The organism is Microbacterium phosphatis (assembly GCF_049177115.1).
GTDB lineage: Bacteria > Actinomycetota > Actinomycetes > Actinomycetales > Microbacteriaceae > Microbacterium > Microbacterium phosphatis.
The window spans coordinates 2,136,592-2,162,368 of sequence record NZ_CP185370.1; the positions used below are offsets into that span (position 1 = coordinate 2,136,592).

General features: G+C 71.3%; 20 protein-coding genes. 7 read left to right on the forward strand and 13 right to left on the reverse strand.

Annotated elements, in window-relative coordinates:
- Positions 1-2: 2 nt before the first annotated feature.
- The 3 genes from ACOKGD_RS10225 to ACOKGD_RS10235 all read right to left on the reverse strand — a co-directional run bounded on the left by ACOKGD_RS10225 (position 3) and on the right by ACOKGD_RS10235 (position 3,008).
- Positions 3-317 carry a DUF427 domain-containing protein gene (locus ACOKGD_RS10225; protein WP_342337212.1) on the reverse strand — a complete coding sequence of 105 codons (315 nt, stop codon included), beginning with the start codon at positions 315-317 and terminating at the stop codon, positions 3-5.
- 97 nt (positions 318-414) lie between these two features.
- Entirely contained in the window at positions 415-1,941 is a 1,527-nt protein-coding gene (locus ACOKGD_RS10230) for an alpha-N-arabinofuranosidase (RefSeq protein ID WP_342337213.1), read from the reverse strand.
- A gap of 71 nt (positions 1,942-2,012) precedes the next feature.
- Complete coding sequence (locus ACOKGD_RS10235) at positions 2,013-3,008, reverse strand: LacI family DNA-binding transcriptional regulator (protein ID WP_342337214.1); 996 nt, start codon at positions 3,006-3,008, stop codon at positions 2,013-2,015.
- A gap of 231 nt (positions 3,009-3,239) precedes the next feature.
- Between ACOKGD_RS10235 and ACOKGD_RS10240 the strand changes: the two genes are divergently transcribed.
- The 4 genes from ACOKGD_RS10240 (at position 3,240) to ACOKGD_RS10255 (ending at position 7,888) form a co-directional block, all read left to right on the forward strand.
- Complete coding sequence (locus tag ACOKGD_RS10240; protein ID WP_342337215.1) at positions 3,240-4,916, forward strand: ABC transporter substrate-binding protein; 1,677 nt, start codon at positions 3,240-3,242, stop codon at positions 4,914-4,916.
- Positions 4,917-4,989: 73 nt separating this feature from the next.
- Positions 4,990-5,928, forward strand: coding sequence for an ABC transporter permease (locus tag ACOKGD_RS10245; protein ID WP_342337216.1), 939 nt, complete (start codon positions 4,990-4,992; stop codon positions 5,926-5,928).
- Positions 5,922-6,896, forward strand: a complete 975-nt coding sequence (locus ACOKGD_RS10250; protein WP_421355044.1) for a carbohydrate ABC transporter permease — start codon at positions 5,922-5,924, stop codon at positions 6,894-6,896. The genes ACOKGD_RS10245 and ACOKGD_RS10250 overlap by 7 nt, the downstream gene beginning before the upstream one ends.
- Entirely contained in the window at positions 6,893-7,888 is a 996-nt protein-coding gene (locus ACOKGD_RS10255) for a glycoside hydrolase family 43 protein (RefSeq protein ID WP_342337217.1), read from the forward strand. Before ACOKGD_RS10250 ends, ACOKGD_RS10255 begins: the two co-directional genes overlap by 4 nt.
- A gap of 14 nt (positions 7,889-7,902) precedes the next feature.
- Here the strand turns inward: ACOKGD_RS10255 and ACOKGD_RS10260 are convergent, their stop codons facing one another.
- The 8 genes from ACOKGD_RS10260 to ACOKGD_RS10295 form a co-directional block, all read right to left on the reverse strand.
- Entirely contained in the window at positions 7,903-8,841 is a 939-nt protein-coding gene (locus ACOKGD_RS10260; RefSeq protein ID WP_342337218.1) for a 4-(cytidine 5'-diphospho)-2-C-methyl-D-erythritol kinase, read from the reverse strand.
- 132 nt (positions 8,842-8,973) lie between these two features.
- A complete protein-coding gene (gene rsmA, locus ACOKGD_RS10265; RefSeq protein WP_342337219.1) occupies positions 8,974-9,816 on the reverse strand; it encodes a 16S rRNA (adenine(1518)-N(6)/adenine(1519)-N(6))-dimethyltransferase RsmA in 843 nt (280 codons plus the stop codon).
- A 17-nt stretch (positions 9,817-9,833) separates the two neighbouring features.
- On the reverse strand, positions 9,834-10,721 hold the full coding sequence (locus tag ACOKGD_RS10270; protein WP_342337220.1) for a TatD family hydrolase: 888 nt from the start codon (positions 10,719-10,721) through the stop codon (positions 9,834-9,836).
- 2 nt (positions 10,722-10,723) lie between these two features.
- Positions 10,724-12,301 (reverse strand): methionine--tRNA ligase, encoded by a 1,578-nt coding sequence (gene metG / locus ACOKGD_RS10275; RefSeq protein ID WP_342337221.1) that lies wholly within the window; start codon positions 12,299-12,301, stop codon positions 10,724-10,726.
- 31 nt (positions 12,302-12,332) lie between these two features.
- Positions 12,333-13,838: a gluconokinase gene (locus tag ACOKGD_RS10280; protein WP_342337222.1), complete on the reverse strand. Its 1,506-nt coding sequence runs from the start codon at positions 13,836-13,838 to the stop codon at positions 12,333-12,335.
- A gap of 20 nt (positions 13,839-13,858) precedes the next feature.
- Positions 13,859-14,878: a zinc-binding dehydrogenase gene (locus tag ACOKGD_RS10285; protein WP_342337223.1), complete on the reverse strand. Its 1,020-nt coding sequence runs from the start codon at positions 14,876-14,878 to the stop codon at positions 13,859-13,861.
- 16 nt (positions 14,879-14,894) lie between these two features.
- Positions 14,895-15,659 carry a glucose 1-dehydrogenase gene (locus tag ACOKGD_RS10290; RefSeq protein WP_342337224.1) on the reverse strand — a complete coding sequence of 255 codons (765 nt, stop codon included), beginning with the start codon at positions 15,657-15,659 and terminating at the stop codon, positions 14,895-14,897.
- Between the two features lie 19 nt (positions 15,660-15,678).
- Positions 15,679-17,061 (reverse strand): GntP family permease, encoded by a 1,383-nt coding sequence (locus ACOKGD_RS10295; protein WP_342337225.1) that lies wholly within the window; start codon positions 17,059-17,061, stop codon positions 15,679-15,681.
- A 127-nt stretch (positions 17,062-17,188) separates the two neighbouring features.
- Here ACOKGD_RS10295 and ACOKGD_RS10300 point away from each other — a divergent pair, with 127 nt between their 5' ends.
- Positions 17,189-17,899 carry a FadR/GntR family transcriptional regulator gene (locus tag ACOKGD_RS10300; RefSeq protein WP_342337226.1) on the forward strand — a complete coding sequence of 237 codons (711 nt, stop codon included), beginning with the start codon at positions 17,189-17,191 and terminating at the stop codon, positions 17,897-17,899.
- 39 nt (positions 17,900-17,938) lie between these two features.
- Here ACOKGD_RS10300 and rsmI read toward each other — a convergent pair whose 3' ends face one another.
- Complete coding sequence (gene rsmI, locus ACOKGD_RS10305; RefSeq protein WP_342337227.1) at positions 17,939-18,757, reverse strand: 16S rRNA (cytidine(1402)-2'-O)-methyltransferase; 819 nt, start codon at positions 18,755-18,757, stop codon at positions 17,939-17,941.
- A gap of 134 nt (positions 18,758-18,891) precedes the next feature.
- On the opposite strand from rsmI, the gene ACOKGD_RS10310 reads away from it, so the two are divergent.
- Positions 18,892-20,403 carry a dolichyl-phosphate-mannose--protein mannosyltransferase gene (locus ACOKGD_RS10310; RefSeq protein WP_342337228.1) on the forward strand — a complete coding sequence of 504 codons (1,512 nt, stop codon included), beginning with the start codon at positions 18,892-18,894 and terminating at the stop codon, positions 20,401-20,403.
- 21 nt (positions 20,404-20,424) lie between these two features.
- On the opposite strand, the gene ACOKGD_RS10315 is transcribed toward ACOKGD_RS10310, so the two are convergent.
- Positions 20,425-21,261, reverse strand: coding sequence for an aldo/keto reductase (locus tag ACOKGD_RS10315; RefSeq protein WP_342337229.1), 837 nt, complete (start codon positions 21,259-21,261; stop codon positions 20,425-20,427).
- Positions 21,262-21,345: 84 nt separating this feature from the next.
- Between ACOKGD_RS10315 and hrpA the strand changes: the two genes are divergently transcribed.
- Complete coding sequence (gene hrpA, locus ACOKGD_RS10320; RefSeq protein WP_342337230.1) at positions 21,346-25,344, forward strand: ATP-dependent RNA helicase HrpA; 3,999 nt, start codon at positions 21,346-21,348, stop codon at positions 25,342-25,344.
- The last annotated feature ends 433 nt before the right edge of the window (positions 25,345-25,777 follow it).

Genomic DNA, 25,777 nt, shown 5'->3' on the forward strand with positions numbered 1-25,777 from the left:
GGTCAGTGGATCACGGTCACGGCGTCGCCGAACGCGACGTAACCCGAGAAGTCGGCCCCCACGCGCTCGATCGCCCCGGCGAACGGCGTCGGGTAGCTCCAGGCGGCGTCGACCGATTCGTCGTGCTGGTCGCCCTGGCTGTGCCGCAGCGTCCAGTACTGGCACTCGCCCTTCCAGGGGCAGGTGTACGGCGTCGGGCTGGAATGGAACATCGAGCGGTTCAGGGTGTCCGGCGGGAAGTACCGGTTGCCCTCGATCTCGATGATCCGATCGTCCGGGGAATCCGCGACCACGTGGTCGCGCCAGAGTGCGCGCATGGTGCGAGGGTAACCCCGGGTGCCGACATCCGGCACCCGGGGACCCGTCACATCCGGCGAACTCCTATCCGGCGGAGAGCGATCCGGCGAACTCGGATCAGGCCAGCTCGAGCGAGACCGTCACGTACGAGTGCGCGGGAAGGTCGACCTCGAGGCCGCGATCGGTGCGCCGCACACCCGCGTGGTCGGCCGGCGCCACGGCGTCGGGCGACGAGGGCGTGTTGTGCGCGTTCAGCTCGCCCGCGCCCAGGATCCTCGCCGAGAAGCCCGCCACGGCGCGACCGCGCAGGTCGAGCTGGACGGTGCGGTCCTCGTCCGCCGAGAGGTTCGACAGCGACACGAGCGCCGCGTCGTCCTTGGTCGAGGCCGAGGCCGACACCAGCGGCAGCTCGCGCCCGTCGGCGGTGAGCGTCGGGACGTCGCGCAGGTTCACATCGAGCGAGGCGGCATCGTGGTGGCCGGCGTTCATCGCGAACACGTGGTACGTCGGCGTCAGCACGAGCGCGTTCGTGTCGGGGTCGGTGAGGATCATCGCCTGCAGCACGTTGACCGTCTGCGCGATGTTCGTCATGACCACGCGGTCGGCGTGCGCGTGGAACGCGTCGAAGTGGGTCGACGCCACGAGCGCGTCGCGCAGGGTGTTCTGCTGGTACAGGAACCCGGGGTTGGTGCCCTCCTCGACGTTCCACCAGGTGCCCCACTCGTCGACGACGAGGCCGACCTTGCGGTACGGGTCGTAGCGATCCATGACCGTGGTGTGGCGCGACAGCAGCTCGCGCATGCGGTGCGCGCGCGACAGCGTCAGGTACCACTCATCCTCGCTGAACGAGGTGGCGGTGCCCTTGTCGGCCCAGTCGCCGCTCATCGTGTAGTAGTGCAGCGACAGCGCCTGGTACGGGTTCGGCGCGGCGTCCGCGTCGGCGGCGAGGTCGCCGAACGAGCGCATCAGCGTCTCGGTCCAGTGGTAGTCGGCGGTGTCCGCGCCGGCAGCGATCCGGTACAGCTTGTTGTCGCCGTGGTTGCGCGCGTACGTGGCGTACTGGCGGGCGAGGGCGGCGAAGGTCTCGATGCGCATGTTGCCGCCGCAGCCCCACGCCTCGTTGCCGAGACCCCAGAACGGCACGTTCCAGGGCTGGTCGCGGCCGTTCTCGCGGCGCAGCGCCGCCATCGGCGAGTCGTCGCCGCGGGTGAGGTACTCGACCCAGTCGCTCATCTCCTGCACGGTGCCGGATCCGACGTTGCCCGAGATGTAGGGGTCGGCCTCGAGCAGCTCGCACAGGTCCATGAACTCGTGTGTGCCGAAGGAGTTGTCCTCGACCACGTCGCCCCAGTGCGAGTTGACCATACGGGGGCGCTGGTCGCGCGGGCCGATGCCGTCGCGCCAGTGGTAGTCGTCGGCGAAGCAGCCGCCCGGCCAGCGGAGGTTGGGGATCCGGATCGCGCGGAGCGCGTCGACGACGTCGCTGCGGATGCCGCGGACGTTCGGGATCTCCGAGTCCTCCCCCACCCAGAACCCGCCGTAGATGCACCGGCCCAGGTGCTCGGCGAAGTGCCCGTAGACGTGGCGGGAGATGGTCGGGCCCGCAAGATCCAGGTTGATGATCGCGGTGGTGGTGGACGTCACTGTCTGCCTTTCGAGGGGTGATGTTTCGGTGTTGCGGTTCGGTATTCGGAGGTCGGAGTCGCGCAGGGGCGTCAGCGGGTCGACCCGCGCACCACGAGCTGCACGGGGACGCTCACGTGCTCGGCCGGGGCGTCGGGATCGTCCATGCGCCGGTGCAGCAGCCGCACGGCCTCGCGGGCGACCGCCTCGTGACCGGGATCGATCGAGGTGAGCCCCGGCGGGATGAATCCCCCGACCTTGAGGTTGTCGAAGCCCGCCACGCGCACGTCGCCGGGCACGCTCAGCCCGCGCTCGTGCAGCGCGCCCAGGGCGGCCAGGCCGATCACGTCGGTGGCGGCGAAGACGCCGTCGAACGCGAGCCCGGAGTCGATGACCCGCAGGAGGGCCGCCCGGGCGTTCTCGAACGAGTAGTCGCCGATGGGCACCACGAAGCGGGGGTCGATGTCGAGCCCGGCCTCGCGGTGCGCCTGCTCCCAGCCGACGCGGCGGTCGGTCGTCATCGCGTGGCCGTCGCCCGGGGTCGCCCCGAGCGCGAGGACCCTGCGGGAGCCGCGCTCGATGAGGTGCCCGGTGGCGGCCTGCGCCCCGGCCTCGTTCGCGAGCCGCACGTGGTCGAACCGCTCGGGGACGTCGCGCTCGCCGAGCAGGACGATCGGCTTCGGTCCGCGCACCCGGTCGAGCTCGTCGCGGTCGAGCCCCACCGACGACATGATCACGCCGTCGTAGAGCTGTAGCCGCGCCCCGCTGACCGAGGCCATCTCCTGCTCGGCGCTCGCCGTCGTGCGCTCCAGCACGAGGTGGCGCCCACGCGCCTCGACCTCGCGGGCGACGGCGTCGGCGAGCTCGCTGTAGTAGTCGAAGAAGCTGGGGACGATCAGCGCCACCGTGCCGGTGCGTCCCGCACGCAGATTGCGCGCGGTGAGATTGACCTGGTAGCCGAGGGACTCGACCGCGGCGAGGACGCGCTCCCGAGTGGGGGCGCCGACGGGGCGTCGCTCGTTGAGCACGTTGGACACCGTCATCGTCGACACGCCGGCGGCGCGCGCGACATCGGACATCGTCACCATCGGCATTCCCTCCCCGTCAGCATCCTGCCACCTCGCGCGCGACCGGCCCGCGATCTCCGGACAGCATGCCGGCGTCGTCGAACTATATCGATAAAACTTTCCCTTGACGTCGCCCGATCCAGCGCTTAGTTTGACGTTAAAATCCCACCGCACCGGAGGCGCGATCACCCCTCGCCGCCGGGCACAGCAACGCCCGATCGACGCTGACCGGGCCGTTCTCGAAGGAGAGACATGACGCAGGAGACGACTGTGCGCACGAGGCGCCGGTTCGGACGGGGCGCGATCGCCCTCGCGGTCGCGGGCACGCTCGTGGCGCTCGCCGGCTGCACCGCCGGCGGCGCGGAGGGCGGAGAGGCCGCCGCCAGCGACGCCACCGCGGGCTCGATGGAGGACTACACCGCCGACACCACCTTCACGGCCACCGAGCCGCTCGACTTCTCGCTGCTGTGGACCGACTGGCCCGAGGTGCCCGTCACCGACTCGTGGCAGGTCTTCGACGAGATCGAGAAGCGCACGAACGTGCACCTCGACCTGACGAACATCCCCTTCAGCGACGCCACCGAGAAGCGCAGCCTCCTCATCAGCGCGGGCGACGCCCCGCAGATCATCCCGCTCGTCTACACGGGCGAGGAGAAGCAGTTCGCCGCCACCGGCGCGGTCGTGGCCCTCAGCGACTACGAGGACTACATGCCCAACTTCCAGAAGTACGTGAAGGAGTGGGACCTGCGCGAGATGGTCGACAACCTCCGCCAGGACGACGGCAAGTACTACATGATGCCGGGCCTGCAGGAGGTCTCGGTCCCGACCTTCACCCTGCTGGTGCGCAAGGACGTCATCGAGGAGGTCGGCGCAGAGGTTCCCGAGACCTGGGACGAGCTGCGCACCGTGCTCGAGAAGATCAAGGCGAAGTACCCCGACAGCGCGCCCCTGGCCGACGGCTTCGAGGGTCAGTCGATGCTGAACTACGCCGCGCACTCCTTCGGCACGGTGGCCGGCTGGGGCTTCGGCAACGGCACGTTCTACAACGAGGACAAGGGCGAGTTCGAGTACGCCGCCACCAACGACGGCTACAAGCAGATGGTCGAGTACTTCCACGGCCTCGTCGAGGACGGCCTGCTCGACACCGAGTCGTTCACGGCGGCCGTCGAGGGCGGCAGCACGGTCACCGAGAAGCTCGCCTCGGAGAAGGTCTTCGTCGCCTCGGGCGCCAACGGCACCGTCCAGGAGTTCAACACCGCGCTGGACGCCGCCGGCGTCACCGACTACGAGGTGCTCCAGATCGCTCCCCCCGGCGGCCCCGCCGGCCAGATCGTCGAGCCCCGCAACTTCTGGAACGGCTTCATGCTGACCAAGGAGGCGGAGGAGAGCCCGAACTTCATCGCGATGCTGCAGTTCCTCGACTGGCTCTACTACAGCCCCGAGGCACGCGACATGCTCCGCTGGGGTGTGGAGGGCGAGACCTTCACCAAGACGGACGACGGCACGTACACGCTGAACCCCGAGTACTCGCTCAAGGCGTTCAACATCAACCCCGAGGGCACGACCGACATCCAGAAGGACCTCGGCTTCTCGAACGACCCGCTGTCCGGCTCGACCGAGTCGCGCGCGCTGAAGGAGTCGTACAACGTCCCGGCCTTCGTCGACTACATCGACTCGGTGCTCACCAACCGCACCCCGCGCGATCCCTTCCCGCCGGCGCCGCTGAACGAGGGCGAGCTCGAGCAGGCGTCGCTGATGGCGACCCCGCTGAAGGACTCCGTCGACACGAACACGCTGAAGTTCATCCTGGGCGACCGTCCGCTCTCCGAGTGGGACGCGTTCGTCAGCGAGCTCGAGGGTCAGAACCTCCAGGGCTACCTCGACCTGATCAACGGCGCCTCCGAGCGCTGGGCCGAGAACAACGGCTGATCCCCTTCTCCCCTGAGATCCGGTGGGGCGCCGCCCGGCGCCCCACCGGATCCGCTCGCATCCTGGAGACCCCATGACCACGGTCACTCGCACCCTGCGCCGGAAGGCGCGGGTGCCGTGGAGCAACACGCTCCGCCATGACGGCGTGCTGTACGCGATGGCGCTTGTGCCGATCGCCTACCTCGTCCTCTTCCGCTACGTGCCGATGATCGGCAACGTCATCGCCTTCCGCAAGTTCCGCCCCGGCGGCAACATCCTCGGTGAGGAGTGGGTGGGCCTGCGCTACATCAGCATGTTCATCAACGACCCCACCTTCTGGCACGTGTTCTCGAACACCGCCATCCTCGGCGGGCTCACCCTGCTGGTGTGCTTCCCCCTGCCGATCGTGCTCGCGCTTATGCTCAACGAGGTGCGCAAAAAGGCGTTCAAGGGCGTCGTGCAGTCGATCACGTACCTGCCTCACTTCCTGTCGATCGTCATCGTCGCCGGCATCGTGATGCAGCTGCTCTCGCTGGAGGGCACCGTGAACCAGATCATCACCGCGATGGGCGGGGAGAAGATCCCGTTCCTGCAGCGGCCGGAGTGGTTCCGGACGATCTACGTCGGCTCGGAGGTCTGGCAGACCGTCGGATGGGGCACGATCCTCTATCTCGCGGCCCTCACCACGATCGACGAGTCGCTCTACGAGGCGGCCCGCATCGACGGCGCCGGCCGTCTGCGGCAGACGTGGCACGTGACGCTGCCGGGCATCCGCCCGACGATGATCACGCTGCTGATCCTCAACATCGGCACGTTCCTCAATGTCGGCTTCGAGAAGGTGCTGCTGCTGTACATGCCGCTCACCTACGAGACCGCCGACGTCATCTCGACCTACCTGTACCGCGTCGGTCTGGTGTCGAACAATCTCAGCTATGCGGCGGCGATCGGCCTGTTCCAGGCCTGCATCGGCCTCGTGATGGTGCTTTCCGCGAACCTCATCTCGCGGCGGACGGTGGGAGCGAGCCTGTGGTGATCCTGGACCCGGTGAAGACCGAGGAGCGCGAGAGCGCGCGCACGGAGACGATCGTGACGGGGCGCCCCCGGCGCACCCGCCCCGGCGGACTCCCGCAGGAGTCGAAGGGGTACCGCGTGTACCTCGGGTTCAACGCCTTGGCGCTCGTCGTCATCTCGGCGGTGACCCTCTACCCGTTCGCGACGCTGATCGCGCAGTCGTTCTCGTCGAGCGGCGCGATCAAGGCCGGGCTGGTGAACCTGCTGCCGGTGGGGTTCAACCTGGACACCTATCACGCGGTGACCAACGACCAGCACTTCTGGCGCAGCTACGGCAACACCGTGATGTACACCGTCGTCGGCACGCTCGTCGCGATGGTGCTCACCACCCTGCTCGCCTATGTGATGAGCAAGGAGCACCTGCGCGGGCGCAACGTGCTCATCGGCATCGCCGTGTTCACGATGTTCTTCAACGGCGGCATCATCCCGAACTACGTGCTGATCTCGTCGCTCGAGCTGAAGAACACCATGTGGGCGGTGATCCTGCCGGGCGCCATGTCGGTGTTCAACCTGCTGGTGATGAAGTCGTTCTTCGAGAACCTCCCACGTGAGCTCGAGGAGGCGGCCCGCATCGACGGTCTCGGCTGGTGGGGCATCTTCTGGCGGATCGCGATGCCGCTGTCGAAGCCGGTCATCGCCACGATGACCCTGTTCTACTCGGTGCAGTTCTGGAACGACTGGTTCAGCGCGTTCCTCTACCTCGATCAGACGGATCTGTATCCGCTGTCCCTGCACCTGCGGAACCTCATCGCCGGCGCGACGACGACCACGGCCGAGAGTGCGGCGGCGGTGGGCACCACCTCGGCGGCCATCAAGGACAACGTGAAGGCCGTCACGATGGTGCTCGCGATCATCCCGATCCTGTGCGTGTATCCGTTTGTGCAGCGTCACTTCGTCTCGGGCGTGATGCTCGGCGCGGTCAAGGGATGACACCCGTCTCCCGCGCATCCGTCGGCGGGGCCCCCACGGGCCTCGCCGACGGGTTCGGCTATCTGCTTGTGCACTTCGTCGAGGATCAGGCGGGCCACGCCGAGAAGATCTACTTCTCGCTGTCGGTCGGCGACGACCCGCTGCGGTGGCGCCGGTTGAACGGCGGCGATCCGATCCTCGAGTGGACCTCCGGCACGACCGGAGTCCGCGACCCGCACATCGTGCGCGGGCCGGGCGGCTTCCACCTCGTCGCCACCGACCTGCGGGTGTGGAAGCCCGACGGCGTCGACTGGGAGGGCTACCGCCACCGGGGCAGCCGGGACATCGTGGTCTGGGACTCCCCCGACCTCGTGACCTGGGACGCCCCGCGCGCGGTGTCCGTCGCGCCCGCGGGAGCGGGAATGGCGTGGGCGCCGGAGAGCGTCTACGACCCCGTGCGCGGAGACTTCCTCGTGCACTGGGCCTCCGGGCTCGCCGGCGACGGCGGCGACGGGCGCACGGGCCCCGCCCGCATCCTGGGGGCGCGCACGCGCGACTTCCGCACCTTCGATGCCCCGCGGACGCTGCTCGAGCGCCCGGGAGGGGTCATCGACATGACCATCGCCGTGCTCGACGACGGCCGGGTCATCCGGTTCGCGAAGCAGGACGACGGGCACCCCGGATCGTGGCGGATCTTCCAGCAGGTCGGGAGCGGTCTCGACGCCGACGACTTCCAGACGGTCGCCCGCGACCTCGGCCAGCACGTCGCCGAGCACGTCGAGGGCCCGCTGGTGTTCCGCGCGCACGGGGGCGAACGCTGGTTCCTCTGGGTTGACCAGTACTCGCGGCTGCCCCAGGGCTACCACGCCCTGACCTCGGCCGACCCGGCCGGCGGGGTGTGGGAGCCGGTGCCCGAGGCCGACTTCGACCTGCCGCCCGACACGAAGCACGGCGCCGTACTGCCCCTGCGGCGCCACGAGCACGAGGCCCTGCGGGCGCGCTGGGGCGCGTGATCAGCCGATAGGCGTCAGCCGACGATCCGCGCGCCCGGCACCGGTCCGTGCGCGTGGATCGACGCGTAGCCGGCGCGCTCGAGCTCGGTCCGAAGCTCCAGCGCGTGCTCGGACGAGGCGCACAGGAACGCCAGCGTCGGGCCGGATCCGGAGACGATGCCCGCCAGGGCGCCCGATGCCTCGCCGTGCTCGAGAACCGCGGCGAGATCGGGCCGCAGGCGCAGCGTCGCGACCTGGAGGTCGTTGCGCAGCGACGCGGCGAGCATGTCGGCGTCGCCGGCGCGCAGCGCGTGCAGCACCTCGACGTCGACCGACGGCTGCTGCGCGACCGGACCGATGTCGACTTTGTGGCGCTCGCGATGCAGGTCGAGCTCGCCGTAGACCTTCGGGGTCGACACGCCCTCGTCGCTCGTGACGAGGACCCAGTCGAACCGGCCCCGCGCCAGGGCGGGGTTCAGGACGTCGCCGCGACCGGTGCCGACGGCGGTGCCGCCCTTCAGCGCGAACGGCACGTCCGCGCCCAGCTGCGCCGCGAGCCGGTGCAGCTCCTGGTGGGTCAGGCGGGTGTCCCACAGCGCATCGCAGGCGAGGAGCGCCGCGGCGGCGTCGGCCGAGCCGCCGCCCATGCCCCCGGCCACCGGCACCTGCTTGTGGATGTCGAGGTGCACGCCGCCCTCGTAGCCGGTCGCCTCGGCGAGCAGCTTCGCCGCGCGCAGGGCCAGGTTGCGGTCGTCGGTGGGGACGCCGTCGAGATCGATGGTCTCCGAGCCCGAGACCGAGAGGCTGAAGGTGTCGGACATCGTGGCGACGACGTCCTCGTAGAGCGAGACCGCCTGGAACGCGGTGGCCAGCTCGTGATAGCCGTCGCCCTGCAGGGCGCCGACCTCCAGGTACACGTTGATCTTGCCCGGGGCGCGCACCCGCACCGAGGGGGTCTCCTCCGCGAACGTCATGCGTCGAGCCGGAGGGGCAGATCGGAGGCGCTTGTGGCGGAGATCACGATCCCCAGGCTACCGATGCCGCGAGGGGTTGCCGGCCACGGCCGGGCGCCGGGCGGCGGCGACCCGATGCGACGCGGCGGGACGTCAGCGGATGACGCGGGCGATCCGGACGAAATCGTCGATCGAGAGCTCCTCGCCGCGCGCGGTCGGCTTGACGCCCGCCGCCTCGAGGATCTCCGAGGCGCCGGCGGCGGTGCCGCCGAGCACAACCGCGAGGGCCTGGCGCAGCATCTTGCGGCGCTGCTGGAAGGCCGCGTCGATGATCTGGAAGGTGGCGCGTCGCTCCTCCTCGGTGCCGCGGGGCTCCGGGTCGCGGCGGAAGCCGACCAGCACGCTGTCGACGTTCGGCACGGGCCAGAACACCTGGCGCGACACGGTGCCCGCCAGGCGCCACGCCCCGTACCAGGCGGCCTTCACGCTCGGGGCGCCGTAGACCTTGCTGCCGGGAGGGGCGGCGAGGCGCTCGCCCACCTCGGCCTGCACCATAACAACGCCGCGCTCGAGGAAGGGGAAGGTCTCCATGAAGTGCAGCAGCACGGGGACCGACACGTTGTACGGAAGGTTCGCCACGAGCACGGAGGGGTCGCCGGGAAGCTCGGTCACCCGCAGGGCGTCGGCGTCGACCACCGTCAGCGCACCCTCGGGCACCCCGTGATCTGCGGCGGTGACGGGAAGTCGCTCGGCGAGGCGGTGATCGATCTCGACCGCCGTGACCTGCGCACCGGTCTCGAGGATCGCCAGGGTGAGCGATCCGAGCCCCGGCCCGACCTCGACCACGCGGTCTTCCGCCGAGACGCCCGCGACCGACACGATCTTGCGGACCGTGTTGGCGTCGACGACGAAGTTCTGCCCCAGCTTCTTGGTGGGCGTGACATCGAGGGCGGCGGCGAGCGAGCGGATCTCGGTGGGCCCGAGCAGAGTGACCATTCGTCTATCGTCCCAGGTCAGAACTGGCCGTAGACCGCGAGCGTGTTCGCCGCGATCTGCGCGCACAGCTCGTCGACGTCGGCGCCGAGCTGGTCGGCCATAAAACGCACCGTCATGGGCACGAGGTACGGCGCGTTCGGGCGACCGCGGTGAGGCACCGGGGTGAGGAACGGCGCATCGGTCTCGACCAGGATCCGCTCGCGCGGGGTCACCGCCAGCGCGTCGCGCAGGTTCTGCGCGTTCTTGAACGTGAGGTTCCCGGCGAACGAGAGGAAGTACCCCTGGTCGGCCGCCTCGCGCGCCATGTCGGCATCGCCCGAGAAGCAGTGGAACACGGTGCGCTCGGGCGCGCCGACCCGGCGGAGCGTGTCCAGCACGTCGCGGTGCGCGTCGCGGTCGTGGATCTGCAGGGCGATGCCATGCTTCTTCGCCAGGTCGATGTGCGCCTCGAACGATCGGTGCTGCGCGGGCCGCCCCGGCTCGTCCGTGCGGAAGTAGTCGAGGCCGGTCTCGCCGATCGCCCGCACGCGGGGGTGGGCGGCGAGCTCGTCCATGACCTCGAGGGCCTCGTCGAGGCGGCCGGCCTCGTCGTACACGGGCGCGTCGTTGGGGTGGATCGCCACGGCCGCCAGCACCCGCGGGTCGGCCTCCGCCGCCGCCACGGCCCAACGCGACGACTCGATGTCGCCCGAGGCCTGCACCACACCCGCGATGCCGACCCCGGAGGCGCGATCCAGCTGCTCCGTCAGGGTGAGCGGGTCGTCGCCGTCCGTGATCTCGAGGTGGCAGTGATTGTCGTAGACCGGGATCGCGAGCGGCGCCGGGGCGTCCGGGTACCGGAGCTCCTTGCGCCCGTCCTTCGGCCGCTCGCGGACGTAGGTCTCCGGCACCTGCGGGTCGGCCACCGTCAGTCGGCCTGCTCGATGCGCGGGAACAGCGGCTGCAGCGGCTGCGTGGCGGTGCCCACAGGCAGCCGGCCCCAGGTGCCCGCCTCGCGGATCGGCTGCGCGCCGAGCGCACCGAGCGCCGGCTCGGCGCCCAGCGCGGTCCAGAGCTTGGCGGTCGCCTGCGGCGTCACCGGCGACAGCAGCACGGCGAGCGCGCGCAGCGCCTCGGCGCAGGTGTAGAGCACCGTCGCCAGGCGCTCGCGGTTCGCCTCGTCCTTGGCCAGGGCCCAGGGCTCGTTGACCGTGATGTAGCCGTTGAGCTCGTCGACGATCGTCCAGATCGCACGGATGGCCTCGTCGATCCGGAAGCGGTCGATGGCCTCATCCGCGGTGGTCACGGCCTCGGCCACGACCTTCTGGATCGCCAGGTCGCCGTCTGTGTAGTCCCCCGGCTGCGGCACGGCGCCGCCGAAGTACTTGCCGATCATCGCGATGGTGCGCGAGGCCAGGTTGCCGAAGCCGTTGGCGAGTTCCGCCTGGTAGCGGGCCGACAGGTCCTCCCACGAGAACGAGCCGTCCTGCCCGAAGGCGATGGCCGAGAGGAAGTAGAAGCGGTAGGCGTCGGATCCGAACACGTCGGTGATCGCGTGCGGGGCGATGCCGGTGAGCTTCGACTTCGACATCTTCTCGCCGCCCACCAGCAGCCAGCCGTGGGCGAAGACGTTGTGCGGCACCTCGAGCCCGGCGGCCATCAGCATGGCCGGCCAGATCACCGCGTGGAAGCGCAGGATGTCCTTGCCGACGATGTGACGGGCGGGCCAGCGGCGCGCGAAGTTGTCGTCGTCGGCGCCGTAGCCGACCGCCGTGGCGTAGTTCAGCAGCGCGTCGAACCACACGTAGATGACGTGCGACTCGTCCCACGGCACCGGGATGCCCCAGTCGAACGCCGAGCGGGAGATCGACAGGTCCTTCAGGCCCTGCTGCACGAAGGCGACGACCTCGTTGCGCGCCGACTCGGGCTGCACGAAGTCGGGGCGCTCGCGGTAGAGCTCGAGCAGCCGATCCTGGAACTCGCTGAGCTTGAAGAAGTAGTTCTTCTCCTGCAGCAGCTCGAGGGGCTTGGAGTGGATGGCGCAGACCTTCAGCCCCTCGAAGGGGCCGGTGCCGTCGACGATCTCGGACTCGGGCTTGAACTCCTCGCAGCCGACGCAGTAGAGCGCCTCGTACTCGCCCGCGTAGATGTAGCCGCGGTCGTAGACGTTCTGCAGGAACCGCTGCACGCTGATCTCGTGCCGCTGCTGCGTGGTGCGGATGAAGTCGTCGTTGGCGACATCGAGCGTCTCGAGCAGCGGCTGCCACTCCTCGGAGACGAGCTTGTCGGCCCACTGCTGCGGCGTCAGGCCGTTGGCCGCTGCGGCGCGCATCATCTTCTGGCCGTGCTCGTCGGTGCCCGTCAGCATCCACGTGTCGTCCCCCGCCTGGCGGTGCCAGCGCGCGAGGGCATCCGCCGCCACCGTCGTGTAGCCGTGCCCGATGTGGGGCACGTCCGAGGGGTAGTAGATCGGCGTGGTGATGTAGAACGAACGGCCGGAAGTCACCACCCCAGCTTATTGGTCGTAAACGTGCGGATTACGCGAGCGGGAGCTTCAGATCGCGCAGGGCCCGGTTCGCGGGGGCGAGCGTGTCGGCCAGCCCGCCGAACAGCGGGATCAGCACCGCGTATGTCTGGGCCGACGCGGGATCCGGATCCAGGCGCGCCCGGATCTCGACCAGCTCGGCGGCCGCGTCGAGCGAGTCGATGAGCCCCAGCGCCTTCATGCCGAGCAGTGCCGCACCGAACCCGGATCCCTCGCCGTCATCGAGCAGGGCGAGCGGCGTCCCGAACGCGGCCGCGAGGGTCGCCGGCCACAGCGGGTGCTGCATGACCCCGCCGGTCGCGCGGATCTCGTGGATGTCGAACCCGGCGCCGCGCATGGCGCCCAGCACCAGCGCGAGCTGCATCGCGACGCCCTCGACCGCGGCGCGCACGAGGTGCCCGCGGTGGTGCGCCCGGGTGAGCCCCACGTAGGCGCCGCGCGCGCCGCCGGCCCAGCGCGGGGCGCGCTCGCCCAGCAGGTGCGGCAGCATCAGCAGCCCGCCGGCCCCCACGGGCACCGTGGCCGCCTCGTCGAGCAGCGTGGCGGTGGGGGTGTCGGCGGCGATCTCGCCGCGCAGCCACTCGAGGGCCACGCCGCCGTTGTTGATGGCGCCGCCGACGACCCAGCGGTCCTCGGTCAGGGCGTAGCAGAACACGCCACCCGCCGGATCGACGGCCGGGCGCTCCACCGCCACGCGCAGCGCGCCGCTGGTGCCGATCGAGCACGCCGCGACTCCGGGGCGCACCGCCCCCACGCCGAGGTTGGCGAGGGGGCCGTCGCCCGCCCCGACGATCACGGGGGTGGTGGCGGCGAGGCCGGTCGCGGCCGTCGCCTCGATCGTGAGACCGGGCAGCACGGTGGTGGTCGAGACGAGCTCGGGCAGCTGGGCCTCGTCGATCCCGGCGAGGGCGAGCGCCTCCGGATCCCACGCGAGGCGATGGATGTCCATCAGGCCCGAGGCCGAGGCGACCGAGTGGTCCGTCACAAGCGTCCCGGTCAGGTGCAGCTGCACCCAGTCCTTGATGCCGACCCAGTGCGCGGCGCGCGCGTGCAGATCCGGGTCCTGCTCGCGGATCCACACCAGCTTCGTCAGCGGCGACATCGGGTGCACGGGGGTGCCCGTGCGGCGGTGCAGCGCGAGGCCGCCCTCGGCCGCGCGGATCCGCGCGGCCTGCGCCGTGGCGCGGGTGTCGGCCCAGGTGATCACGGGCGTGATCGGGCGCAGCTCGGCGTCGAGGCCCATGAGGCTGTGCATCGCGGTCGAGAACGACAGCCCGGCGACCCGATCGTGGCCGATCTCGGCCGACACCGCCGCCACTCCCGTGAGCACCGCAGCGAGGATCAGCCGGGGATCCTGCACGGCGTGGCCCGGCTGCGGCTCATCGAGCGGGTACCCGCGCTGCCACCGGGCGATCAGCTCGCCGTCGCGGCGATACGCCACCACCTTGGTGGCGGTGGTCCCCATGTCCACGCCGATCACGACGTCTTGTGCTGCCACGTCCCGCGCCTCGTTCCCGCTCACGCCCCCGGCCGCCCCAGGGACACCACCACTTTGCTGGATCGCCGCGCATCGCGCGCGATCCGGAAGGCGCCCTCGGCGTCATCCAGGGGCACAACGTCCGTGATCACCTCATCGAGCTCCGGCCGCGCCGCCAGCAGCGCGACGGCCTCATCGATCTCGGTGTGGAAGCGGAAGGTGCCGAGCAGCGCCACCTCCTTCGAGATGAAGGGCGCGAGGTTCACCGGCCGCGGCTCGTTCGGCAGCATGCCGACCTGCACGACGGTGCCGCGACGGCGCACCGCCGCTCCCGCGGCGCTAATGGCCGCCGGGGCGCCCGAGCACTCGAGCACCACGTCGAACGACTCGGCGGGCAGGGTGTCCTCGCCCACGCGGATCGTCTCATCGGCCCCGAGGGCACGCGCCCGCTCGAGGGGCTCGGCCAGGACATCGCTCACCGCGACCTCCGCCGCCCCGCGGGCGCGGGCCGCGGCCAGCGCGAGCAGCCCGATAGGGCCTGCGCCGGAGACCAGCACCCGCGCGCCGGACAGATCGCCCGCGCGGCCGGCGGCATGCAGCGCGACGGCGAGGGGCTCGGCCAGAACGGCCCGGCGCACCGGGAGGCCATCGGGCAGCACCCGCACCATGTCGGCGCGCACGATGAGCCGCTCGGCCATCGCACCCTGGGTGTGCGGCCAGGTGGAGGCGCTGCCGAGGTAGGACCCTCCGGGCCACAGGTGCGGGTCCTGCTCGGCACCGCGCACGGGCGATCCGAACCGGGCGGGATGCACCGTGACGGGGGTCCCGGGGGCCAGACGGCCGGACGGATCGAGATCGACGCGACCGGAGAGCTCGTGCCCGGGCACCAGCGGCTCCTTCACGACGTACTCGCCGTTGGCGCCCTCGAAGTAGTAGTGCAGGTCCGAGCCGCAGATGCCGACGTACTCGACGCTCAGGCGCACCTCGCCCTCGCGGGGCTCGGGCTCCGGCGTCTCGCGCACCGCGAGCTGCTCCTTGCTGTCGATCCAGACTGCGCGCATCAACTCGTCCTTCCGGTCAGACGACCGCGGTCATGCCGCCGTCGACGAAGATGTTCTGTCCCGACACGAAGCTCGAGGCATCCGATGCCAGGAACAGCAGCGCGCCTCGCAGCTCCGCCACGTCTCCCCAGCGGCCGGCGGGGGTGCGGCTCGTGAGCCACTCGGTGAAGGCCTCGTCCTCGACGAGGGCGCGGTTCATCTCGGTCGCGAAGTATCCCGGGGAGATCGCGTTGACCTGGATGCCGTGCGGGGCGAGATCGGCCGCCATGCCCTGCGTCAGCAGCGCGACGCCGCCCTTGCTCGCGGAGTACGGGGCGATCGTCCGGCGGGCGAGCTTCGACTGCACGGACGCGACGTTGACGATCTTGCCGGAGCCGCGCTCGATCATGCCCGGCGCGGCGAAGCGCGAGACGTAGAACGCGCTGGAGAGGTTCGCGGCGATCACCGCGTCCCAGTCCTCCACGCGGAACTCGGCGAAGGGCGCGCGGCGCTGCACCCCGGCGTTGTTGACGAGGATGTCGGGCACACCGTGCTCGGCGATCACCGCGGCGACGCCCTCCTCGACGGCGGCGGCGTCGGCCACGTCGAAGGCGATGCTCGCCGGGCGCTCCCCCGTCGCGGCGGCGATCTCGTCCGCCGCCTCGGCCAGGGCGGCGCGGTCACGGCCGTGCAGCACCACCCTGGCGCCCGCTTCCGCGAGCGCCAGGGCGAGCGTCCGGCCGAGGCCGCGCGATGAGCCCGTCACCAGGGCCAGGCGGCCCGAGATGTCGAAGATGTCCATCGCTGCGATGCCTCTCGGATCAGAAGATCGCGTAGATCGCGAGCACGATGACGAAGCCGACGACCGACTCGATCGCCTGCTGGACGGTCCACGTCTTCAGGGTGGTCTTGACGTCCATGCCCATCAGGCGGCCCACCAGCCAGAAGCCGGAGTCGTTGACGTGGCTTGCGAACACCGAGCCGGCGGCCGCGGCCAGCGTGATGGCCGCGGTGTCGATCACGCTGTACCCGCCGGCCGCGACCGCCGGGGCCAGGAGGCCCGCGGTGGTGACGAGGGCGACGGTGGCCGAGCCCTGCGCGACGCGCAGCGCGACCGCGACGAGGTAGGCCGCGAAGATCAGCGGCAGGCCGAGGCCGTCGAGCGTCTCGGACAGGGCCGATCCGATGCCCGAGGCGCGCAGCACCCCGCCGAACATGCCGCCGGCGCCGGTGATGAGGATGACCGAGGCCACGCTTCCGAGGGTGTTCTCGACGAGCTTCTCGAGCGCCGATCCGGTCTCGCCGCGGAACTTGCCGAGGACGAGCAGGGCGACCAGCGCGGTGATCAGCAGCGCGACGGGCGAGGTGCCGATCAGCATCAGAGCCTGCACCCACAGCTGGGTCTTGTCGACGGTGCCGACCGAGGCGAGGGCGCCGAGGCCGGTGTTCAGGAAGATCAGGACGAGCGGCAGCAGCAGGATCGCGATGACCGTGCCGACCTTCGGCGGGTTCTTCGGCTGGTCCTCGTCGGTCACGCCGAACAGCGCGGGGACGATCATCGGGAAGCGCGCGTTGACGAACTTGCCCCACAGGTAGCCCGAGAGGTACCAGGCGGGGAAGGCGACGACGAGACCGACGAGCATCACCACACCGAGGTCGGCGCCGAACAGGTCGGTGGCCGACACCGGGCCCGGGTGCGGGGGCAGGAACACGTGCATGACCGAGAACGCCGCGGCGCCGCTGATGCCGAACAGCAGCAGGTTCTTGCCGCCGATGCGACGGGCGACCGCGAAGATGATCGGCAGCATCACAACAAGGCCCGCGTCGAAGAAGATCGGGAAGCCGAGGATCAGCGAGGTGAGGCCGAGCGCGAACGCGGCGCGCTTCTCGCCGAACAGCCGGACCATCGCGTCGGCGAGTACCTTGGCGCCACCGCTGGACTCGATGAGGCGGCCGAGGATCGCGCCGAGGCCGATCAGCAGCGCGACGCTGCCGAGGGTTCCGCCGAAGTTGGCGACGAGCACGTCCTGCACCAGCACGTCCATGGGCAGGCCGGTGGCGAGGGCGGTCAGCAGCGAGACGACGATCAGCACCAGGAACGCGTGCAGCCTCAGCTTGATGACGAGGAACAGGATCAGGGCGACGGCCACGGCGGCGATGCCGAGCAGCGGCCCCGCCCCGAGGGTCTGGGTCCAGTCTTCCATTGGTTTCTCCGTTGAAATCGGGGGCACGGCACCTCCGTCGGCCGTCGTGGCCGCGCGAAAGGTACTACTTATTCGGACGATAAGGTATCACCATTCAGGCCCGAGGGAGAGTCGTATGGTTCAGGGGATGCACGGGGATGTGCTCGACGCTCTCGGCGGCCGCATCGCGGCCGGGGAGCTCGCGCCGGGCGACGTCCTGACGCTCGCACAGATCGAGGCGGAATCCGGTGCCTCCCGCACCGTCGTGCGCGAGGCCGTGCGGGTGCTCGAGAGCCTCGGCATGCTCACCTCCCGCCGCCGCGTCGGGATCACCGTGCAGCCGCGCGAGGGGTGGGACGCCTTCGCGCCGTCGCTGATCCGGTGGAACCTCGCGGGGCCCCAGCGCCAGCAGCAGCTCGAGGCCCTGATGGAGCTGCGCGTCGCCGTCGAGCCCATGGCCGCCCGCCTCGCCGCCCTCCGCGCCACGCCCGCGCAGCGCGACGAGCTGCGCGCCCTGGCCGAGCATCTGCGGGACCTCGGACGGAGGGGACGGGCCGACACCGAGGAGTTCATGGAGGCCGACGTCGACTTCCACCGCGCCCTGCTGCGTGCCTCGGCGAATCCGCAGCTCGCGGCGCTGGAGGATCCGGTCAGCGAGGTGCTGCGCGGCCGCACGCGCCTGGGCCTGCACCCGCGGGTGCCCGCCGCCGGCACGCTCGACGAGCACCTCGCGGTCGCGCTCGCGGTGGCCGCGGGCGACGCCGACGACGCCGAGCGGCACTCGAGCACGCACCTGCGCGGCGTCTGGGACGAGATCGCGGCCGAGAACCGCGAGGGCGCGGCCCAGAGCGCGGGCTGAGCGGCCGCCTCGCCCGTCCGGGGCGGCGCGGCGCCGCGGTCAGCGCTTGGCGGCCAGGGCAGCCTGGTACAGATCGCGCGACGAGTGGCCGGTGTGCGCCGCGACCTCGGCCGCCGCGTCCTTCAGGCGCACGCCCGAGGCGACGAGCCCCTGCACCTGCACCAGGGCGTCCTCCGCCGAGACGTCTCCGGCCACGGCCCCCGAGACGACGATGACGAGCTCTCCGCGCACGCCGTCGGCGGCCCAGGCGGCGAGCTCGGAGAGGGTGCCGCGCGCGACCTCCTCGTAGAGCTTGGTGAGCTCGCGGGCGACGGCCGCGCGCCGATCCTGTCCGAAGGCGGAGGCCATGTCGGCGAGGGTCTGCGCGACGCGGGTGGGCGCCTCGAAGAACACCATGGTGCGCGGCTCGGCGGCGAGCGCGGTCAGAGCGCGACGGCGCTCCCCCGGCTTGCGGGCCACAAAGCCCTCGAAGGTGAAGCGGTCGGTCGGCAGCCCCGACACGGCCAGCGCGGTGAGCACCGCGCTCGGCCCGGGGATCGCCGTGACGAGCACCCCGGCCTCCGCGGCCGCCGCGACCAGGCCGTATCCGGGATCGCTCACGGTCGGCATGCCGGCATCGCTCAGCACAACCAGGTCCTGCTCGCGCGCCAGCTCGACCAGCTCGGCGGCCTTCTGGCGTTCGTTGTGGTCGTGCATCGCGATGAGGCGCGGCCGGTTCTGGATGCCGAGAGCCGAGAAGAGGCGCTGGGTGGTGCGGGTGTCCTCGGCGGCCACAACGGGCGCGGCCTCGAGCACCTCGATCAGGCGGCGGGACGCGTCCCCGAGATTGCCGATGGGCGTCGCCGCGAGGATGATCACCGGATCAGCGTATCGAGGCCACCTGGCCTCCCCCTGCGGGCCGTCGACGCGTCCTGGTCGCGCGCCGACGTCGCGCGGCGAACGGCTGCCGCTCCTCACGCGGAAGCCGCGGCGGGGACCCTAGGCTTGCTGTCGTGACGGGGGGACGCAGGCTCGAGTGGATGGTGCCCGTCGCGCTCACGCTGGTCGCGGCGCTGCTGCGCTTCGTCGGCCTGGGGCACCCTCACGAGCTGGTCTTCGACGAGACGTACTACGTCAAGGACGCCTGGACGCTGCTGAACCTCGGCTACGAGGGCACCTGGCCCGACGACCCCAACACCCGGTTCGCCGCGGGCGAGTCGGGCATCTTCCAGACCGAGGCCGCCTACGTTGTGCACCCGCCGCTCGGGAAGTGGCTGATCGCGCTCGGCATGGCCCTCTTCGGCGCCGACAGCGGATTCGGCTGGCGGTTCTCGGCCGCCCTGTTCGGCACGCTGCTGGTGCCGCTCGTCTACGCGATCGCGCGTCGGCTGTCCTCCTCGATCGGGGTCGCGACCGTCGCGGCGGGCCTGCTCGCGGTGGACGGGCTCGCGATCGCGCTCAGCCGCGTGAGCCTGCTCGACGGGTTCCTGGCATTCTTCGTGGCGCTCGCGTTCTGGTTCCTGCTGCTCGATCGCGACCGGACCAACGCGCGGATCGGCGCCGGAGAGGGGCCCTGGGGGCCCCTGATCTGGCACCGGCCGTGGATCGTGGCCGCGGGCCTGGCCCTGGGCGCCGCCTCGGCGGTGAAGTGGTCCGGCCTGTACGTGCTCGCCGGGGTCGGGATCTACCTCGTGGTCTCGGACGCACTGGAGCGGCGCCGGGCCGGCATAACGGGATGGGCACAAGCCGCGCTGCTGCGCCAGGCTCCGGTGTCGTTCCTGCAGCTTGTGCCGGTGGCGCTGGCGGCCTACGTCGTGTCGTGGACGGGCTGGCTCGTGACGTCCGGCGGCTACGACCGCGGGTCGGATCCGAATCCGCTCGCCGCGCTGTGGAACTACCACCAGTCGATGTACGGCTTCCACGTCGGCCTCAGCACCAGCCACCCGTACGCGAGCCCCGCGTGGCAGTGGCCGCTGCTGCTGCGGCCCACGGCGATGTGGCTCTCGCGACCGGACGCGGGCACCGAGACCTGCGGCTGGAGCGACGACTGCATCGCGGTGATCGGCAGCCACCCCAACCCCGTCACCTGGTACGGCGCGTGGGCGGCGGTGATCCTGATCGTCGTGGTGCTGATACGGCGTCGCGCGGGGCGCTTCGGCTTCCCGTTCGCCTTCGCCCTCACGGGCCTCGCGGTGACCTACCTGCCCTGGCTGCTGTACCCCGCGCGGACGATCTTCCAGTTCTACACGGTGGCGATGCTGCCGTTCCTCGTCATCGCCCTGGCCCTCGCCCTGGGGTGGCTCGTCCGGGTCCGCGCGCCCGTGGAGATCCCACAGGCGACCGTCTCGGAGGCGGCCTATGCCGAGCGGCACGCCGCTGCGCAGACCCGCGCCTGGCGGGTCTTCGGCGGGGTGTTCCTTGTGGTCGCCCTGCTCACGGCGATCTTCTTCCTGCCGCTGTCGACAGGGATCCTGCTGCCCTACCCGCTCTGGTACTCGCACATGTGGGTGCCCGGCTGGGTCTAGCCGGGCACCCGCACGCCGCGCTCAGTTGAGCTCGAGCGGGTGGGCGCCCACGCGCCCGGAGCCGTCGAGGGGGTCGAGCGCGTCGATCTCGGCGACCTCGGCGTCGGTGAGCGAGAAGTCGAAGACGTCGAAGTTCTCGATCATGCGCTCGGGCCGCACCGACTTCGGGAAGACGATGAAGCCCTTGTCGAGGTGCCAGCGGATGACCACCTGCGCCGGCGTCTTGCCGTGCGTCTTGGCGGCCTCGCTGACGGCGCGCTCGCCGAACAGGTCGTACTTGCCCTGGCCGAGCGGGCCCCACGACTCGATGTGCGAGCCGTACTCGGCCGCCCACTCGGTCAGCTCGCGCTGCTGGTACGCCGGGTGCAGCTCGATCTGGTTGACCGCCGGGACGACGCCGGTCTCCTCGACGATGCGATCGAGGTGCTCGACGAGGTGGTTCGAGACGCCGATCGAGCGGGCGAGACCCGCGTCGCGGATCTCGACCATCTTCTGCCACGCGTTGACGTAGTGGCCGTTGGCCGGCGCCGGCCAATGCGTCAGGTAGAGGTCGACGTAGTCGAGGCCGAGGCGCTCGAGGCTCTCGGCGATCGCGATCTTCGGAGCCTCGCCCGCCTGGCGGTCATTCCACAGCTTCGTGGTGATGAACAGCTCGTCGCGTGGGATGCCGCTCTTGTGGATCGCCGCGCCGACACCCTCTTCGTTGCCGTAGATCGCGGCGGTGTCGATGTGGCGATAGCCCGCCTCGAGCGCGGCGGCGACCGCCGTCTCGGCCTCGGCCGGCGGCACCTTGAAGACGCCGAAGCCGAGCTGGGGGATGTCGTGGCCGGAGTTGAGGGTGATGGTCGGAACGCTCATGCCCCTGAGCCTAGGAGCGGTCGCGGACATCGGGGCGGGGCTTGACGAAGTCGGTCATGTGCCACGGACCTAGACTGGAGGGCTATGTCCGCTGAGCAGACCCCCACGTGGCGCATCTCGTATCCGCCCGAGCTGCCCGTCAGCGGCGCGCGCGACGAGATCGCCGCCGCGATCCGCGATCACCAGGTCGTGATCGTCGCCGGCGCGACCGGCTCCGGCAAGACCACGCAGCTGCCCAAGATCGCCCTCGAGCTGGGCCGCACCAGCATCGCGCACACCCAGCCCCGCCGCCTCGCGGCGCGCACGATCGCCGAGCGCATCGCCGAAGAGCTCGAGGTGCCGCTCGGCGGCGTCGTCGGCTACAAGGTGCGGTTCACCGACAAGGTGTCGGATCAGACGCGCATCGCGCTGATGACCGACGGCATCCTGCTCAACGAGATCCACCGCGACCGGATGCTCTCGCGCTACGACACGATCGTTGTGGACGAGGCCCACGAGCGCTCCCTCAACGTCGATTTCCTGCTGGGGTACCTGAAGCAGCTGCTCCCCCAGCGCCCGGATCTGAAGGTGATCATCACCTCGGCCACGATCGATCCGGAGTCGTTCGCGGCGCACTTCGCCGCGGCCGACGGCACCCCCGCCCCCATCGTCGAGGTCTCGGGGCGCACGTTCCCGGTCGAGGTCCGCTATCGGCCGCTGGTGGCCGACCTCCCCGCCGACGCGGACGAGGAGATCGCGTCGTACGACGCCGAGGACGAGGTGGGCGCGATCGTGCAGGCGCTGCGCGAGCTCGAGCGCGAGGCGCCCGGCGACGTGCTGGTCTTCCTGCCCGGCGAGGCCGAGATCCGCGACGCGGCCGACGCCGTGCGCGGGGCCTACCGCGATCAGCGTGCGCCGACCGAGGTGCTGCCGCTGTACGGGCGCCTGAGCGCGGCCGAGCAGCACCGCGTCTTCGAGCGCTCCACCGTCGCGGGGCTCAAGCGCCGCGTGATCCTCGCCACCAACGTCGCCGAGACCTCGCTCACCGTGCCGGGCATCAAGTACGTCATCGACACCGGCACGGCGCGCATCTCGCGCTACAGCAATCGCGCCAAGGTGCAGCGCCTGCCGATCGAGGCGATCTCCCAGGCCTCGGCGCAGCAGCGCTCCGGCCGCGCGGGGCGCACCAGCGACGGCATCGCCATCCGCCTCTACGGCGAGGACGACTTCGCCAAGCGCCCCGAGTTCACCGAGCCGGAGATCCTCCGCACGTCGCTCGCCTCGGTGATCCTGCAGGCGCTCGCCCTCGACTTCGGCGACATCTCGCGCTTCCCCTTCCTCACTCCCCCCGACTCGCGGGGCGTGAAGGCCGCGCTCGACCTGCTCGTCGAGCTGGGCGCCGTCGTCCTCACCCGCGACGGCTCGCCCCGCCTGACGCGCACCGGTCGCGACATCGCCCGCCTCCCCATCGACCCCCGCTTCGCCCGGATGCTCATCGAGGCGCACAAGAACGGCACCGTCGACGAGGTGCTGGCGATCGTCTCCGGACTCTCGATCCAGGACGTGCGCGAGCGCCCGTCCGTCGAGGCCGGCGGTGCGCAGCGCGAGCAGGCGGATCAGTCGCACGCCCGGTTCGCGGATCCCACGTCCGACTTCCTCACGCTGCTGAACCTCTGGAACCACCTGCAGGAGAAGCAGAAGGAGCTCGGCTCGAGCGCCTTCCGGCGCCTGTGCCGCGCCGAGTTCCTGAACTACGTGCGGGTGCGCGAGTGGTTCGATGTGCACCGCCAGCTGCGCGGGCTCGCCGGCGGGCTGGGCGGGCGCGACGACCGCGGCGAGCGCGGGCGCGGGCGCGACCACCGGGGGTCCTCCGCCCGGCCGGCGGCCGACTCGCACGCGCGTCGCGAGGGCACGGGCTCGGACGACGCCTCCGCGATCCCGGGCGAGCGCGCCGACGCCATCCACACCGCCCTGCTCGCCGGCCTGCTCTCGCAGATCGGCATCCTCGACGAGCGCGAGAAGGCGAAGGATCCGCGCAAGGGGGCCGAGTACCGCGGCGCCCGGGGCATCCGGTTCTCGGTGTTCCCGGGATCGGTGCTGCGCAAGCGCCGCCCGAAGGCCGTGATGGCCGCCGAGCTCGTCGAGACGTCGCGCCTGTTCGCGCGAACGGCGGCGCAGATCGATCCCGCCTGGGCCGAGGCGCTGGCCGGCGACCTCGCCAAGCGCCAGGTGACCGAGCCGCACTGGTCGAAGGATCAGGGTGCGGCGGTCGCGTACGAGAAGGTCACCCTCTACGGCGTCGAGATCATCCCGCGCCGCCGGATCCAGTTCGCCCGCATCGATCGTCCGGCCGCCCGCGAGCTGTTCGTGCGGCACGCGCTCGTCGAGGGCGAGTGGGATCCGTCGCGCCTCCCGCAGAACCTGACCGCGTTCCTGCGGCAGAACCACGAGCTGCGCCGGCGCCTCGAGAAGCTCGAGGAGCGCGAGCGCCGCCGCGACATCCTCGCGGGCGACGAGGCCGTGTTCGCCTTCTACGACGCGCGCATCCCTCCCGAGGTGTTCGACGTGCGCTCGTTCGAGACCTGGTGGCGCGAGTCGCTCACCCGGACGCCCAAGCTGCTGACGATGCGCGAGGCGGATCTCGTCGAAGGCCAGGCGACGTCCGACGCGCGCGACTTCCCGACGCGCTGGACGCAGGGCGACCAGACCCTGAACCTGGCGTACCGCTTCGAGCCGGGCGCACCCGACGACGGCGTCACGGTCGTTGTGCCTCTGGCGCTGCTGGCCTCGCTCGAGCCGGTCGGCTTCGACTGGCAGGTGCCGGGCATGCGCGCGGAGCTGATCACGGCCCTGCTGCGGGCGCTGCCCAAGGCCGTCCGCCGCCACGTCGTCCCCGCGGCCGACTGGGCCGCGAAGCTCTCCGCCGAGCTCGACGGCGCCGGACCCGAGAGCCACGCCGGGCGCCCGCCGCAGACGCTGCGCGCGGCCCTCGCCCAGCGGATCCAGCGCGTGGCGAACCAGCCCGTCTCGGCCGACGTGTTCGAGATGGAGCGGGTGCCGGGCCACCTCATGATGTCGTTCCGCGCGGTCGACGAGCGCGGCCGCGCGCTGGGGGCCGATCGCGACCTGACGGTGCTGCAGGATCAGCTCGCCGGTCGCGCGCGTCAGTCGGTCGCGCGCTCGCTCGACAGGGAGGCGCGCCGGGCGTCACCCTCCGTCGTCGCGGGCACGGCGCCGGCGGCACTCGAGCGCACGGGACTGGTCGACTGGGACTTCCAGGACCTGCCCGAGATGGTCGACACGAAGGTGGCCGGCGGCGTCGTCCGCGGGTATCCCGCGCTCGTCGACGAGGGATCCTCCGTCGCGCTGCGGGTCGAGGCCACGCCCGAGGCCGCCCGCGCGCGCACCGCCACCGGCGTGCGTCGCCTGCTGCTGCTCACGGTGCCCTCCCCCGCGTCGTACGTGCAGGAGCACCTCACCTCGAACGAGAAGCTGGCCCTCGCTGCCTCCCCCTACGCGTCGGCGAAGGCCCTGATCGAGGACTGCCGGGCGGCGGTCGCCGACGCCGCGATCGCCCGTGCCGGGGCGCTCCCCCGCTCGCGCGCCGCGTTCGAGGCCCTCAAGGCGGAGGTGACCCGCGGATCCGTCGACGACGTCTTCGCCTGCGTCTCGCTCGTCGCGCGGATCCTGACGTCGGCCCGCGAGATCGAGCGCGGCCTCAAGAACGCCAACTCGATGGCGCTGCTCGGGCCCCTCGGCGACATCCGCGGCCAGCTGAGCGGACTGATCCGGCCCGGGTTCGTCTCGGACACGGGCCTCGCGCGCCTGCAGCACCTGCCGCGCTACCTCGACGGCGTGCGCCTGCGCCTCGAGGCCCTGCCGGACAACCCCGGTCGCGATCGCGCCTGGATGACCGAGCTCGAGAAGGCCACGGCCGCCTTCGCCGAGGCCGGGGGCACGATCCCGCTTCCCGCGGGAGCTCCGGATCGGCTGGTGCACGCCCGCTGGCTGCTCGAGGAGCTGCGGGTGGGCCTGTTCGCCCAGCGCCTCGGCACGGCCGAGCCGGTCTCGGTCCAGCGCATCCAGAAGGCCCTCCGCGGCTGAGCCGCCCCCGGGCGGCGCCCTTCCCTCGGAGAGGTGCGCATCGTAGGAGCGAACGCCGGTATCCGCCCTACGGACCGCATTTTCCCTACGGAACGCACCTCCGGATCCGGCTGGCAGGTGAGCGCGCGTTGCCTCCCGGGTAGGGCGGCGCGCCTTCGCACGTCCGCCCCCTTCTCTCGGAGAAATGCGTTCCGTAGGAGCGAGCGCGGGGATCCGCCCTACGGACCGTATCTCTTCTACGGAACGCCCCCCGGATCCGCCCTAAGGAGCGCGTTTCTCCTGCAAAAACGCACCCCAGATCCGGCCCCCGCGCGAGCACAGCGCGGGCACGAGGCGGTGCTGCCGCGCGCGACCTCTCCTTCCCTCGGAGATATGCGCACCGTAGGAGCGAAGGCGGGAATCCGCCCTACGGATCGCATCTCTCCTACCGAAC

Coding starts and splice junctions, on each gene's coding strand:
- ACOKGD_RS10240 (WP_342337215.1), top strand. CDS start 3,240: ATGACGCAGGAGACGACTGTGCGCACGAGGCGCCGGTTCGGACGGGGC.
- ACOKGD_RS10295 (WP_342337225.1), bottom strand. CDS start 17,061: ATGGAAGACTGGACCCAGACCCTCGGGGCGGGGCCGCTGCTCGGCATC.
- ACOKGD_RS10290 (WP_342337224.1), bottom strand. CDS start 15,659: ATGGACATCTTCGACATCTCGGGCCGCCTGGCCCTGGTGACGGGCTCA.
- ACOKGD_RS10300 (WP_342337226.1), top strand. CDS start 17,189: ATGCACGGGGATGTGCTCGACGCTCTCGGCGGCCGCATCGCGGCCGGG.
- rsmA (WP_342337219.1), bottom strand. CDS start 9,816: ATGGTCACTCTGCTCGGGCCCACCGAGATCCGCTCGCTCGCCGCCGCC.
- hrpA (WP_342337230.1), top strand. CDS start 21,346: ATGTCCGCTGAGCAGACCCCCACGTGGCGCATCTCGTATCCGCCCGAG.
- ACOKGD_RS10245 (WP_342337216.1), top strand. CDS start 4,990: ATGACCACGGTCACTCGCACCCTGCGCCGGAAGGCGCGGGTGCCGTGG.
- ACOKGD_RS10260 (WP_342337218.1), bottom strand. CDS start 8,841: ATGACGTTCGCGGAGGAGACCCCCTCGGTGCGGGTGCGCGCCCCGGGC.
- ACOKGD_RS10255 (WP_342337217.1), top strand. CDS start 6,893: ATGACACCCGTCTCCCGCGCATCCGTCGGCGGGGCCCCCACGGGCCTC.
- ACOKGD_RS10235 (WP_342337214.1), bottom strand. CDS start 3,008: ATGGTGACGATGTCCGATGTCGCGCGCGCCGCCGGCGTGTCGACGATG.
- ACOKGD_RS10285 (WP_342337223.1), bottom strand. CDS start 14,878: ATGCGCGCAGTCTGGATCGACAGCAAGGAGCAGCTCGCGGTGCGCGAG.
- ACOKGD_RS10225 (WP_342337212.1), bottom strand. CDS start 317: ATGCGCGCACTCTGGCGCGACCACGTGGTCGCGGATTCCCCGGACGAT.
- ACOKGD_RS10315 (WP_342337229.1), bottom strand. CDS start 21,261: ATGAGCGTTCCGACCATCACCCTCAACTCCGGCCACGACATCCCCCAG.